The 13,399-nt window shown below is 72.6% G+C and carries 12 protein-coding genes; 9 read left to right on the forward strand and 3 right to left on the reverse strand.

From position 1 onward, the window contains the following. Positions 1 to 104 precede the first annotated feature (104 nt). Positions 105 to 515 (forward strand): nucleoside-diphosphate kinase, encoded by a 411-nt coding sequence (gene ndk, locus JOF41_RS01895; protein WP_189222123.1) that lies wholly within the window; start codon positions 105 to 107, stop codon positions 513 to 515. A gap of 50 nt (positions 516 to 565) precedes the next feature. Here ndk and JOF41_RS01900 read toward each other — a convergent pair whose 3' ends face one another. Next, positions 566 to 1,213, reverse strand: coding sequence for an NADPH-dependent F420 reductase (locus JOF41_RS01900; RefSeq protein ID WP_209615668.1), 648 nt, complete (start codon positions 1,211 to 1,213; stop codon positions 566 to 568). Between the two features lie 28 nt (positions 1,214 to 1,241). Further along, positions 1,242 to 1,991: an SDR family NAD(P)-dependent oxidoreductase gene (locus JOF41_RS01905; protein ID WP_209615671.1), complete on the reverse strand. Its 750-nt coding sequence runs from the start codon at positions 1,989 to 1,991 to the stop codon at positions 1,242 to 1,244. Between the two features lie 107 nt (positions 1,992 to 2,098). Between JOF41_RS01905 and JOF41_RS01910 the strand changes: the two genes are divergently transcribed. The 6 genes from JOF41_RS01910 (at position 2,099) to JOF41_RS01935 (ending at position 7,831) form a co-directional block, all read left to right on the forward strand. Then, positions 2,099 to 2,710: a TetR/AcrR family transcriptional regulator gene (locus JOF41_RS01910; RefSeq protein WP_209615674.1), complete on the forward strand. Its 612-nt coding sequence runs from the start codon at positions 2,099 to 2,101 to the stop codon at positions 2,708 to 2,710. Positions 2,711 to 2,781: 71 nt separating this feature from the next. After that, complete coding sequence (locus tag JOF41_RS01915; RefSeq protein ID WP_189222119.1) at positions 2,782 to 3,702, forward strand: ABC transporter ATP-binding protein; 921 nt, start codon at positions 2,782 to 2,784, stop codon at positions 3,700 to 3,702. Further along, entirely contained in the window at positions 3,702 to 4,490 is a 789-nt protein-coding gene (locus JOF41_RS01920; RefSeq protein ID WP_209615676.1) for an ABC transporter permease, read from the forward strand. Before JOF41_RS01915 ends, JOF41_RS01920 begins: the two co-directional genes overlap by 1 nt. Before the next feature lie 11 nt (positions 4,491 to 4,501). Next, a complete protein-coding gene (locus tag JOF41_RS01925; RefSeq protein ID WP_189222117.1) occupies positions 4,502 to 5,308 on the forward strand; it encodes an ABC transporter permease in 807 nt (268 codons plus the stop codon). Positions 5,309 to 5,341: 33 nt separating this feature from the next. Continuing rightward, entirely contained in the window at positions 5,342 to 7,306 is a 1,965-nt protein-coding gene (locus JOF41_RS01930) for a TIGR03960 family B12-binding radical SAM protein (protein WP_189222116.1), read from the forward strand. 243 nt (positions 7,307 to 7,549) lie between these two features. Further along, positions 7,550 to 7,831, forward strand: coding sequence for a sigma factor-like helix-turn-helix DNA-binding protein (locus JOF41_RS01935; protein WP_229795160.1), 282 nt, complete (start codon positions 7,550 to 7,552; stop codon positions 7,829 to 7,831). A gap of 90 nt (positions 7,832 to 7,921) precedes the next feature. On the opposite strand, the gene JOF41_RS01940 is transcribed toward JOF41_RS01935, so the two are convergent. Then, positions 7,922 to 9,394: a S8 family peptidase gene (locus JOF41_RS01940; protein ID WP_189222115.1), complete on the reverse strand. Its 1,473-nt coding sequence runs from the start codon at positions 9,392 to 9,394 to the stop codon at positions 7,922 to 7,924. A gap of 236 nt (positions 9,395 to 9,630) precedes the next feature. Between JOF41_RS01940 and JOF41_RS01945 the strand changes: the two genes are divergently transcribed. After that, positions 9,631 to 10,422, forward strand: coding sequence for a TIGR03936 family radical SAM-associated protein (locus tag JOF41_RS01945; protein WP_189222114.1), 792 nt, complete (start codon positions 9,631 to 9,633; stop codon positions 10,420 to 10,422). A 132-nt stretch (positions 10,423 to 10,554) separates the two neighbouring features. Beyond that, positions 10,555 to 13,359, forward strand: a complete 2,805-nt coding sequence (locus JOF41_RS01950; protein WP_209615679.1) for a translation initiation factor IF-2 N-terminal domain-containing protein — start codon at positions 10,555 to 10,557, stop codon at positions 13,357 to 13,359. Positions 13,360 to 13,399 lie beyond the last annotated feature (40 nt).

The raw sequence follows: 13,399 nt of genomic DNA on the forward strand, positions 1-13,399 counted from the left end.
GTACTTGCACACGCCGACGACTGTCCACGTGGGGGGGCAGCGGTTCGACGGCCCCGGCTACCCTTGTGCGCCACATCCCCTGTTCCGAAGGAGTACCGACGGCCGTGAGCGAGCGCACCCTGGTCCTGGTCAAGCCCGATGGCGTCAGCCGTGGACTGGTCGGCGAGGTGATCTCCCGCATCGAGCGCAAGGGCCTGAAGCTGGCCGCGCTGGAGCTGCGCACCGTGGACCGCGCGACCGCCGAGCAGCACTACGCCGAGCACGACGGCAAGAGCTTCTACAACGACCTGGTCGAGTTCATCACCGGTGGTCCGCTGGTGGCGGCGGTGGTGGAGGGGCCGCGGGCGATCGCGGCGTTCCGCCAGCTGGCCGGTGGCACGGACCCGGTGGAGAAGGCGACGCCGGGCACGATCCGCGGCGACTTCGGCCTGGAGGTGCAGTTCAACCTGGTGCACGGGTCGGACTCGCCGGAGTCGGCCGAGCGCGAGATCAAGCTCTGGTTCCCCGCTCTCTGAGCCGACCAGCCACGACGGCCCGGACCGCTCAGCGGTCCGGGCCGTCGTCGTCAGAGCGGGCGTCGCGCTCTGGCCAGGTTGGCGATCAGCTCCTCGCGGGTCTGGTGGGCGTGCGCGATCCAGGCGGGCTGGCCGGGAGCGGTGCGCCAGGACTCGCTCAGCGGGCTGTTGTCCACGGTGTCGAAACCGAACTGGTCGTACAGCCGCGTCACCAGCTCGACGGCTTCGGGGAAGTCGCTGGAAGCCGAGAGCGCCAGCCGGTCGGGAGCCCCACGGGGGCGCCCCGCGGTGGTGATGCGGGGAGCCTGGATGTGGGTGAACGCCTTGACGACCCTCGACGCGGGCAGCTGCTCCTGGCGCAGCTCGTGCACCGTCTTCTCGCCCGATTCGACGACCTCGAAGCGGCCGTCGCGCCAGGCCATGTAGTTGTTCGTGTCCAGGACGACCTTGCCCGCGAGCTCGTCGACCGGCATGTCGTTGACGAGCTTGAGGGGCACGGCCACGACGGCGAAGTCGCCTGCCGCGGCGGCCTCGGCGGCGCGCGCGGCGCGGGCGCGCGGCCCCAGTTCGGCGATGAGGTCCGCCAGGGTCTCGGGGCCCCGCGAGTTGGCGATGACGACTTCGCAGCCGTTGGCCAGCGCGGCGCGGGCGATCTGGCTGCCGACCTCGCCCGCGCCGATGATCCCGATCGTTGTCACAGGTGGTCCCACCTCGGGAGGTCGGGGGTCAGACCTGGCTGGCCCCACCGTCGACGTAGATCTCGGTACCGGTCATGAAGGTGCTGCGGTCGGAGGCGAGGAAGACCACGGCGTCGGCGATCTCCTCGGGACGGCCGAGGCGGTTCATGGGGACCTGGGTCCGGAGGTCCTCGTGCAGCTGCTCGACGGCTTCGGCGTTGGCCGCGAGGCCGTTGAGGCCCGGCGTCTCGGTCGGGCCGGGGCCGACCGCGTTGACCCGGATGCGGCGGTCCGCGAGCTCGGCGGCCCAGCTGCGGGTGAAGGACCGGATGGCGCCCTTGGTGGCGGCGTACACGCTCATCGCCGGGCTGGCCTTCACGTCGATGTTGGAGCCGCACAGGATGACCGACGACCCGTCGGACAGCAGCGGCAGCGCCTTCTGGACGGTGAACACGACGCCGCCCACGTTGGTGTTGAACGTCTTGGTGTAGTGCTCCCAGGTGATCTCGCCCAGCCGCGCGAACTCGCCGATGCCCGCGTTGGCGAACAGGACGTCGAGGCCGCGTCCGCTGTCCCGGATGGTGTCCATCACCCGGTCGAGTTCCCCGAGGTCGCTCACGTCGGCGCGGATGCCGGTGGCGGCGTCGCCGATCTCCGCGACGAGCTGCTCCAGCGCCTGCTGCCTGCGGCCGGTCACGAAGACGAAGGCCCCCTCGGCCGCGAGCGCCTTGGCGCTGGCCAGGCCGATGCCGGAAGTGGCGCCGGTGACGAGGGCGGTCCTGCCGTCGAGCTGTCCCACAGTCGCTCTCCTTTTGTACTGATCGGTTGCGAGGCAACGCTAGCAGGTTTTGTACCGATCGGTTAGTGATCTGGTTCACCATCTGTACCGAGCGGTAGAGTGGAGTCGTGAACGCTGAGAAGCCCACCGTCGGACGGCCGAAGGCCTTCGACGAGGAGATCGTCCTGGACCGGGCTGTCGAGGTCTTCTGGCGCCACGGCTACGAAGGCACCTCGCTGAGCGCGCTGACCAGCGCGATGGGCATCAACCGGCCGAGCCTGTACGCCACGTTCGGCAGCAAGGAGCAGTTGTTCCGGCGCGCCTTCGACCGCTACCGGGAAACCCGGCTGGCGCACGTCCGCGTCGCGCTGGAGCAGCCCACCGCGCGCGCCGTCATCGAGAGCTACCTGCGCCTGAGCATCGACGCCCTCACCAGCGGCGACCACCCGCCCGGCTGCATGTCCGTCCAGGGCGGCCTGGTCTGCTCGCCGGAGAACACCCGCGTCTCCCAGGTGCTGGCCGAGGGCCGCGCCCAGGGCGAGGCCGCTCTCGAAGCACGGCTGTCCCGCGCGGTCGACGAAGGCGACCTCCCCAGCGGCGTGGACACGCGGGCACTGGCGCGTTTCGTGGCGGCCCTCGGCGAGGGGCACGCCGTGCACGCCGTGGCCGGGGTCGGCCGCGAAGACCTCCACGCCTCCGTCGACATCGCGATGCGGGCGGTCGAGGCGCTGGTCCGCTGAGGTGGAGGACGCCCGGCCCACGCCCGTAAACCACTTCGGATCGTCACGCCGCCCCGGCTAGGGTCGTGATCGTGACCACGCCGCTCGTCGAGGCCAGGGGCCTGACCAAGTCCTTCGGCTCCTTCGAGGCGGTGCGGGGCATCGACGTGGAAGTCCACCCCGGCGAGGCGTTCGGCTTCCTGGGGGCCAACGGCGCGGGCAAGTCCTCCACCATGCGCATGGTCTCCTGCACCTCCCCGCGCACCGGCGGCGAGCTGCGGGTGCTGGGCATGGACCCGGACCGCGACGGGCCCCGGATCAGGGCCCGCATCGGTGTCGTGCCGCAGCTGGACAACCTGGACACCGAGCTGACCGTGCGGCAGAACCTGGAGGTCTACGGCCGCTACTTCGGCCTGTCCCGCGCGCACGTGCGGGCCAAGGCCGTGGAGCTGCTGGAGTTCGCCCAGCTCGCCGAGCGCGCCGACGACGAGGTGGAGCCGCTGTCGGGCGGCATGAAGCGCAGGCTGACCATCGCCCGCTCGCTGGTCAACGACCCGGACCTGCTGCTGCTGGACGAGCCCACCACGGGCCTGGACCCGCAGGCCCGCCACCTGCTGTGGGACCGGCTGTTCCGGCTCAAGCAGTCCGGCGTCACGCTGATCATCACGACGCACTACATGGACGAAGCGGAACAGCTGTGCGACCGGCTGGTGGTGATGGACGGCGGCCGGATCGTCGCGGAGGGCTCACCGGGCGAGCTCATCCGGCGCTACTCCACGCGCGAGGTGCTGGAGCTGCGGTTCCCGCCGGGCGAGCAGGACCCGGAACCGGTGCGCGACCTGGCCGAGCGGGTCGAGGTGCTGCCAGACCGGCTGCTGCTCTACACCGCCGACGGCGACGCCGCGCTGGCCGCCGCGCACGCGCGGGGCGTGCGCCCGGTGTCGAGCCTGGTGCGCCGCTCCACGCTGGAGGACGTCTTCCTCCGCCTCACCGGCCGAACCCTGGTCGACTGATGGCCGCCCGCGTCGTCGGACCGCTGCGCGCCGCCCTGCTCGGCGTGGAGGCGCAGTGGACCTGGTACCGCCGCAACTGGCGGGCCACGGCGATCACGAACTTCCTGCAACCGGTGCTGTTCCTGCTGGCCATGGGTCTGGGCTTCGGCTCGCAGGTGCGGCCGGGAGAGGCCACCGGCGGGGCCCCGTACGCGGTGTTCCTGGCTCCGGCGTTGCTGGTGCTCACCGCCGTGCAGAACGCCATGTTCGAGTCCACCTACGCGGTGTTCTCGGCGTTCAAGTGGCAGAAGACCTACCTGGGCGTGGTGGCCACGCCGATCACCCCCGCGCAGATCCTCTACGGCAGGCTGCTGTGGATCGTGCTGCGGCTGCTGTCGGGCGCGGTGGTGTTCCTCGGTGTGGCGACCGCGCTGGGCGCGGTGACCAGCGCGGGGGCGGTGTGGGGGGTGCCCGCGGCGGTGCTGGCGGGCATGGCGTTCAGCGCCCCGGTGGTCGCGTTCACCGCCACGCGGGAGAAGCCGGAGGCGTTCAACGGCCTGTACCGGTTCGTGCTGGTGCCGATGATGCTGTTCGCGGGCGCGTTCTTCCCGCTGGACCAGCTGCCCGCGTGGCTGCACCCGCTGGCCTGGCTGACCCCGGTGTGGCACGGCGTCGAGCTGGCCCGCGGCGCGGCGTTCGGCACGCTGGGCCCGGCCGCCGCGCTGGGCCACGTCGCGTACCTGGCCGCGCTGGTCGCGGTGGGCGTGCTGCTCGGTCGGAAGTACTTCCAGCGCAGGTTGGCGGTGTAGCGGTGACGCGGGTGGTCGAGCGACCGGCGGGGGCGGGGCTGCTGCTGCGGGTGGTGCCGCCGGGGCTGTACGCGGGGCGGGCGCGCGTGCTGGTCGAGCGCGCCTACCTGGTCAACCGCCGGGCGTGGCTGTCGCTGGTCTCCGGGTTCTTCGAGCCGGTGTTCTTCCTGCTGTCCCTGGGCTACGGGTTCGGGCAGCTGGTCAGCGCGGTCGACGGCGTGCCCTACCCGGCCTACGTGGCGCCCGCGCTGCTGGCCGCCTCGGCGATGAACGGCGCGATCTTCGACGCGACCTACAACCTGTTCTTCAAGATCAAGTACGCCCGGCTGTACGAGGCGGTGCTGGCCACGCCGATGGGACCGGTGGACATCGCGGTCGGCGAGGCGTGCTGGGCGCTGCTGCGCGGCGGCCTGTACTCGGCGGGTTTCCTGGCCGTGATGCTCGGGTTCGGACTGGTGTGGTCGCCGTGGGCGGTGCTGGTGCTGCCCGCGTGCCTGCTGGTCGCGCTGGCCTTCGCCGCGGTCGGCATGGCGGCGACCACCTTCATGCGCTCGTGGCAGGACTTCGACCTGGTCCAGTTGCTGGTGCTGCCGCTGTTCCTGTTCTCGACCACCTTCTACCCGCTGTCGGTGTACCCGGCGTGGCTGCGGGCGGTGGTCCAGTGGACCCCGCTGTACCACGCGATCGAGCTGACCAGGGCGCTGACCACCGGGCACGTCGGGTGGGGGCTGCTCGGCCACGTCGGCTACTTCGCGGTGATGGCGGCGCTCGGCGTGGCCGTGGCGGCGCGCAGGCTGGGCCGCCTGCTCACCGCCTGAGCCGACCACCGGGGGAGTCGTTACCCTGGAGCCGTGAGCGTCGAGTCCGTCTTCCCCGCGTTGGAACCCCTGCTGCCGAGGGTGTCCAAGCCCGTGCAGTACGTCGGCGGGGAGCTGAACGCGACCGTCAAGGACTGGGACTCCGCCAACGTGCGGTGGGCCCTGATGTACCCGGACGCCTACGAGGTCGGGCTGCCCAACCAGGGCGTCATGATCCTGTACGAGGTCCTCAACGAGCAGCCGGACGTGCTGGCCGAGCGGACCTACGCGGTCTGGCCGGACCTGGAAGCGCTGATGCGCGAGCACGGCGTCCCGCAGTTCACCGTGGACGCGCACCGGCCGGTGGGCGCGTTCGACCTGCTCGGCGTCAGCTTCGCCACCGAGCTGGGCTACACCAACCTGCTCACCGCGCTGGACCTGGGCGGCATCCCGATCCACGCCGCCGACCGCACCGACGACCACCCGGTGGTGGTGGCCGGTGGGCACGCCGCGTTCAACCCGGAACCGATCGCGCCGTTCATCGACGCCGCGGTGCTGGGCGACGGCGAGGAAGCCGTCCTGGAGATCACCGACATCGTCCGCGCCTGGAAGGCCGAGGGCCGCCCCGGCGGGCGCGACGAGCTGCTGACCCGCCTGGCCGAGACCGGCGGCGTGTACGTGCCGCGCTTCTACGACGTGGAGTACCTGCCCGACGGCCGCATCCAGCGCGTGGTGCCCAACCGCGAGCGGGTGCCCTACCGGGTGTTCAAGCGCACCACGATGGACCTGGACGCCTGGCCGTACCCGAAGCAGCCGCTGGTGCCGCTGGCCGAGAGCGTGCACGAGCGGATGAGCGTGGAGATCTTCCGCGGCTGCACCAGGGGCTGCCGGTTCTGCCAGGCGGGCATGATCACCCGCCCGGTGCGGGAGCGCTCCATCGAGGGCATCGGCGCGATGGTGCAGCGCGGCCTGGAGGCGACCGGTTTCGAGGAGGTCGGCCTGCTGTCGCTGTCCAGCGCGGACCACTCGGAGATCGCCGAGATCACCAAGGGCCTGGCCGACCGCTACGAGGGCACCAACACCAGCCTGTCGCTGCCCAGCACGCGGGTCGACGCGTTCAACATCGACCTGGCCAACGAGCTGTCGCGCAACGGCCGCCGCTCCGGCCTGACCTTCGCGCCCGAGGGCGGCAGCGAGCGCATCCGGCGCGTGATCAACAAGATGGTGTCCGAGGAGGACCTGATCCGGACGGTCAGCGCCGCGTTCGCCGCGGGCTGGCGGCAGGTGAAGCTGTACTTCATGTGCGGCCTGCCCACCGAGACCGACGACGACGTGCTGCAGATCGCCGAGATGGCCAAGAACGTCATCCGCGCGGGCCGGGAGGTCAGCGGGCGCAAGGACATCCGCTGCACCATCTCCATCGGCGGGTTCGTGCCCAAGCCGCACACGCCGTTCCAGTGGGCCGGGCAGTGCGACCCGGACACCGTGGACAGCAGGCTGCGCAAGCTGCGCGAGGCGGTCAACTCCGACCGGAGCCTGGGCCGCAACATCGGGATGCGCTACCACGACGGCAAGCCGTCGCTGATCGAGGGCCTGCTCTCGCGCGGCGACCGCCGCGTCGGGCTGGTCGTCGAGCGGGTGTGGCGCGAGGGCGGCCGGTTCGACGGCTGGTCCGAGCACTTCTCCTACGAGCGCTGGGTGGACGCCGCGCGGGTCGAGCTGGAGCCGCTGGGCGTGGACCTGGACTGGTTCACCACCCGCGAGCGCGAGGAGCTGGAGGTCCTGCCCTGGGACCACCTGGACTCCGGGCTGGACAAGGAGTGGCTGTGGGCGGACTGGCAGGACGCCCTGGACGAGCGGGAGCAGGACGACTGCCGCTGGACGCCCTGCTTCGACTGCGGCGTGTGCCCGGCCATGGGCACCGACATCGAGGTGGGTCCGACGGGGCGCAAGCTGCTGCCCATCTCGCCGGTCGGCAAGGGCTCACCGGTGCGCAACCCCACCCTGGTCAAGGGCTGAACCCACGCACCCAGCGTATGTGTGATGCGTATCACACGCATTGTGGGTCGATAACCTGGGCGAGTGTTCGGGAACGGCGTAGGGGATATGGATCGCCGCCCGGTCGTGTAGTACGTTCACGCTGACTCTTTTGTTCTGCGGGTGCGTTCGACCGGGTCGGCGCACCTTCCCCGCCGCACGAACTCCAGGAGGTCCGGTACGCATGGGTGCGCTGGGCGGGATGTGGGCGGGCGTTGGCCGGGGGTGTCGCGCGGTCGGTGGACCGCACCCCAGGAGGTCGCGCTGACCAGCCAGGACTCCGCACCCGCCGCCGACGGGATCGAGCGCGGGCTGTCCGCGATGGCGCTGCGCGAGGCGGTCGGCAAGCTCGGCGAGGAGTACCGCGAGGCGATCTGCGAGACCTACCTGCGCGGCCGGACCGTGCGCGAGGCCGCCGCCGCGCTGGGCATTCCCGAAGCCACCGTGAAGTCCCGCGTCTACCACGGCATGAAGATCCTGTGCCGGGCCCTGCGGGAGTGGGGCTGAGCGGGCGGGCGCGATTTGCCCGCAGGCGTGTGAATTCGGAGAATTCGCACGCCCGGTCCCGCCGAGGGTATTTCCGGTAAATCGGCGCGACTACTCCTGGACCGCCGCCGCGGCGTCGACCATGCCGTGCCCGTAGAAGCCGTTGTACTCCGAGTAGCCGGTGCAGTAGGCGTCCTGCACACCGGTGCCGTTGAGGTCGTAGTCGGCCGGGCAGGGCAGCGTCTCGGCCTGCGCGTTGAGCATCCGGCTCAGCTCGTTCGGCGTCGCCTCCGGGTGGGTGGACGCCAGCAGCGCCGCCACGCCGGACACGTGCGGCGCCGCCATCGACGTGCCGCACGAGTAGCCGTAGCCCGACGGCACCGTCGACAGCACGCAGGGCTGCTGCTGCTCCTCGTCGTTGGCGGGCTCCTGCTTGCGGTCGCCACCGGGCGCGGTCACGTCCACCGCGCCCAGGCCGTAGGAGCTGTACCCGGCCTTGACCTTCGCCGCGCCCACCGACGACACCGCCACCACGTTGCGCAACTGCGCGGGCAGCACCAGGCAGGTGCTGTCCACCGCCCGCGGCTTGGCGTCGGCGTTGGTGGGGCTCTGCGCGTCCCGGCCCGGCTTGGACAGGTCCACGGCGCCGTTGCCCGCCGCGGCCACGGTGAGCACGCCCCGGCCCGCCGCGTGGTCGACCGCCCGGCGCACCGCCTCGTAGACCACCGACTGGCCCACCTTGTTCTGGCAGGTGAACACCCACGGGTCGATGAAGTAGCTGTTGTTGGTGATGGTCATGCCGCGGGTGGCCGCCCACATGAACCCGCACACCGCGTACTCGGGGTAGATGTACCCGTCGTCGTCCACGACCTTCACCGACGCGATCCGCACGCCCGGCGCCACGCCGGTGGTGCCCCGGCCGTCGTCGGCCGCCGCGATGGTGCCCGCCACGTGCGTGCCGTGCGCCGACCTGGTCGGCGACCACGCCGCCGGGGTCGGGTCGGCCACGCCGGTGGTGCAGCCCGCGGACAGCTCCGGGTCCAGCGCCCCGACCAGGTCGGGGTGCGTCGGGTCGATGCCCGAGTCGAGCACGCCGACCACCACGTCCCGGCTGCCGGTGCTGATCGCGTGCGCCTCGGCGGCCCGGATCAGGTCCATGTCCCACTGCTCGGCCGTGCGGTCCACCGCGCCGCCCCCGGTCCCGCTCGCGCGGGAGGAGGCGACCTCGTCCCTGCGCGCGGGCGGGGGCGCGGCCAGCGCCTCGGCCTGCGCGCTGTAGGCCCGGTCCAGGCCGAACTTGCGGCCGAAACCGGGATCGGCCGAGGTCACCACGGCCACCGCGATCTCGGGGTGGTAGGCCGCCACCTCGCCGCACGCCGCGGCCACCTCGGCACCCGCCAGCGGCTCGCTGGTGCCCGGCTCCAGCACGACCAGGTAGCGCAGCACCGGACCGGGCTGGATGCAGTCGGAGGAGGTGGTGACGTCGTCCGGGGCCGCCCAGGCGGGCGTGGTCACCGCGGCGCAGCCCGTGGCGAGCAGCGCGGCGCTGACCGCGACCGCTCGGGCGCGGCGGAGCAGAGGCACGGGGGACCTCCAGTGCTGGGCTGTCCTTCTGTCCACGGGGGTTGACCGCTGTCGCCGGACGGTAACCAGGAGGGACGAACCAGACAAGCTCAACGGTGCCGAACGTCACCAAGGTACCGTCCTGCTGGAGCAGGGAAGTGGACCGTTGGGGGGCTCTCACCCCATCGTGGTCGCCCTATTACCCGAGGGGAGTAGCACTGAGCCGCCAGCAGCAGCCCAACCCGTCGGCCGCACCGGTGCAGAAGCTCCGGCTGCGCTACGCCAAGCGCGGCAGGCTGAGGTTCACCTCGCACCGCGACGTGGCCAGGACCTTCGAACGCGCGCTGCGCAGAGCGGGCGTGCCGATGGCCTACTCGCAGGGATTCAGCCCGCACCCGAAGGTCTCCTGGGTCGGCGCCGCACCCACCGGCGTGGCCAGCGAGGCCGAGTACGTGGAGGTGCAGGTGGTCGAGGCGGTCGACCCGGAGGCGCTGCGGGTCGCGCTGGACCAGGCCCTGCCGCCGGGGCTGGACGTGCTGGAGGTCGTGCAGGCGGCGGGCGGCAACCTGCCCGAGCGCGTCGAGGCCAGCGCCTGGCGGATCGAGCTGCCCGGTGTCTCACCCGATCGGCTCAGCGAGGCGGTGGCCGCGCTGCTGGCCGCCGAGTCCGTCGAGGTGGAGCGGCTGACCAAGGACGGCAAGCGGATCGTCGACGTGCGGCCCGCCGTGCTCTCCGCCGAGGTGTCCGCGCAGGTCACCAGCGCTTCGAGCGACGCGGAACACGATGCGCCTGATTTGTCACGACCATGTGGGATACTCATGACGGTCGTACGGCAGTCAACCCCTACTGTGCGGCCCGACGACGTGCTGAGCGCGCTCCGAGCCGTCGCCGACCTGGTTCCGCCGGTGCCCGCGAAGGCGACCCGGATGGCGCAGGGGCGGCTCGACGACGAAGGCCGCCTGGTCGACCCGTTCGCCCCGGACAGGGCGGCGGAGATCGGACCGGGCTCCGGGAGCGGCGCTGACGGCGTCGTCGGAGACAGGACCTGATCCTGCCGCGGGTTCGTGCCCGTGCGCAGGCAGAGGCAAGGATTCCCGCCGCCAGCCGCGGCGGAGAGTGGACAAGAGAGGCCCCTGCGCGGCCGCGTCCCCAGTGGACGCGCCCGGGGGCGGAGGAGCTGCATGTCGAACACGGAAAAGCCCGCCGGTCCCGCCGGCGGGGGTAGCGCCACACCCGTGCACCCCGCGCTGGCGGACCTGCCCGAGAAGCTGCGGGTGCACGCGCTGGCGAAGCTGCTGGGAGCCAGCAGCAAGGACGTCATCGCCGCGCTGGCCGACCTGGGCGAGCCGGTGCGCAGCGCGCAGTCCAGCGTCACCCGCGACCTGGCGGTCAAGGTCGCCGAGAGCCTGCTGGCCTGGGACGACATCGTCACCGGCGAGGTGGACGAGCAGACCGAGCCGGAGGCGGTGCCCGCCAGGGAGGCCGCCGCGCTCACCCCGCTGTTCGCCCCGCCGTCCGCGGTGTTCCTGCCGCCGTCGCCGGTGGTCGCCGAGCCGGAGGTCGAACCGGAGGTCGAGGACGAGGCCGACGAGCACGTCGCCGACGACGAGTCCGGCGACGAGGCCGACGGCCGCCGTCGCCGCCGCCGGGGCCGCCGGGGCCGGGGTCGCGGCAAGGGCATGGGTGACGAGGCCGCGGGCGACGAGGCGCACGCCGAGGAACACGCCGAGGCCGAGGCCGGGGAGCCGGAGGCCGCGGAGGAGCCGGGCGCGACCGACGAGGAGGACGGTGGCGGCAGCCGCCGCAGGCGTCGTCGCCGTCGCCGCAAGGCGGGCGCCGACGACGAGGCCGCGCCGAGCGAGGACGACCCGCCGAACACGGTCGTGCACGTCCGCGACGTCCGCGACGCGCGCGACGACAAGGCCGACTCCGAAGCCGCGCAGAACGAGGTCCGCAGCGTTCGCGGCTCGACCCGGCTGGAGGCCAAGCGCCAGCGCCGCCGGGACGGCCGCGAGGCGGGCCGCCGCCGCGCCCCGGTGCTGTCCGAGGCCGAGTTCCTGGCCCGCCGCGAGGCCGTCGAGCGCACCATGGTCGTGCGCGAGCGCGGCGACCGCACCCAGATCGGCGTGCTGGAGGACGGCGTGCTCGTGGAGCACTTCGTGACCTCCTCCGGCACCGGCTCCCTGGTCGGCAACGTCTACCTCGGCCGGGTGCAGAACGTGCTGCCCAGCATGGAGGCGGCGTTCATCGACATCGGCCGGGGCCGCAACGCGGTGCTCTACGCGGGCGAGGTCGACTGGGACGCGGCCGGCCTCGAGGGCAAGGCGCGCAAGATCGAGCAGGCCCTCTCCAGCGGCGACAGCGTGCTGGTGCAGGTCACCAAGGACCCGGTCGGGCACAAGGGCGCCCGGCTGACCACCCAGATCAGCCTGCCCGGCCGCTTCCTGGTCTACGTGCCCGGCGGCGGCGCCACCGGCATCAGCCGCAAGCTGCCCGACAACGAGCGCAAGCGCCTCAAGGACATCCTCAAGCGCGTGGTCCCCGAGGACGCGGGCGTGATCATCCGCACCGCCTCGGAGGGCATCGCCGAGGAGGAGCTGGCCCGCGACGTGTCCCGCCTGCAGGCGCAGTGGCAGGTCATCAAGGACAAGGCGAGCACCCCCAAGGCGCAGGCCCCGCAGCTGCTCTACGAGGAGCCGGACCTGCTGGTGAAGGTCGTCCGCGACCTGTTCACCGAGGACTTCTCGGCGCTGATCGTGCAGGGCGCGGACGCCTGGGACACCATCGACGGCTACGTCCGCCACGTCGCCCCGGACCTGCAGGAGCGGCTGCGCCGCCACGTGGGCAACAACGACGTGTTCGTCGAGCACCGCATCGACGAGCAGCTGCTCAAGGCGCTGGACCGCAAGGTGTGGCTGCCCTCGGGCGGCTACCTGGTCATCGACCGCACCGAGGCGATGACGGTCATCGACGTCAACACCGGCAAGTTCACCGGTTCGGGTGGCAACCTCGAGGAGACCGTCACCCGCAACAACCTGGAGGCGGCCGAGGAGATCGTCCGCCAGCTGCGGCTGCGCGACATCGGCGGCATCATCGTCATCGACTTCATCGACATGGTGCTGGAGTCCAACCGGGACCTGGTGCTGCGCAGGCTCACCGAGTGCCTCGGGCGCGACCGCACCCGGCACCAGGTGGCCGAGGTCACCTCGCTGGGCCTGGTGCAGATGACCCGCAAGCGGGTCGGCACCGGCCTGCTGGAGGCGTTCAGCACCACCTGCGAGCACTGCCGGGGGCGCGGCCTGATCGTGTCCACCGAGCCGGTGCACTCGCACGGCCCGTCCGGCGGCTCCAACGGCCAGCAGCAGAACCAGCAGCAGGGCGGCGGGCGCAAGTCCCGGCGCAAGGCCGCCGAGGCGGCCGCGGAGCCGGTGGCGGTCGTGGAGGAGCCCGCGCGCGCCGAGGAGCCCCCGGCTCCGCGGCCCGCCGAGGAGACCGCCGCGCCCACCCCGGAGCCGGTCCCCGAGCCGACCCCGCAGGCCGTCGCGGAACCCGCCGCGGAGCCCGTGGCGGAGTCCGTCGCGGCGTCGGAGACCGCTTCGGAGGCCGCTGCCGACACCGCTGACACCACCGCCGACACCGCTGTCGACACCGCCGCCGCGGACACCGGCAAGCGGGAGCGCCGCCAGCGCCGCAGGGCGCGTCGCGAGGCGGGGGCGGCGGTCAAGGAGTCCGAGTCGCCCGGTCCGGTGATCCAGGTCCCCGCGCCCGCCGTGGACTCGGTGGAGTCCGCGGTCCGCCAGCCGGTCCCGCAGGCGGTGCAGCAGCCCGCGCAGCAGCCCGAGCCCGTGCCGGTCGGCGCGGGCGGCGTCGAGCCGTCCGGGGCCCAGGCGCCCGCCGAGCCGGTGGTGACCACCCGTCGCCGCCCGGCCCGCCGCGCCGCCTCCCGCCCCGCGGGCCCGCCGCTGGGCGGGGTCAAGGAGAGCTGATCCGCACGGGGTGCGGCTCCGTCGTCACGTCGGAGCCGCA

Source organism: Saccharothrix coeruleofusca, from assembly GCF_017876325.1.
In the GTDB taxonomy this organism is placed as follows: Bacteria; Actinomycetota; Actinomycetes; order Mycobacteriales; family Pseudonocardiaceae; genus Actinosynnema; species Actinosynnema coeruleofuscum.

Bases quoted from the DNA above. Each gene is read 5' to 3' on its own strand.
- JOF41_RS01920 (WP_209615676.1), top strand. From the start codon at position 3,702: ATGGCCGCCCGCGTCGTCGGACCGCTGCGCGCCGCCCTGCTCGGCGTG.
- JOF41_RS01950 (WP_209615679.1), top strand. From the start codon at position 10,555: ATGTCGAACACGGAAAAGCCCGCCGGTCCCGCCGGCGGGGGTAGCGCC.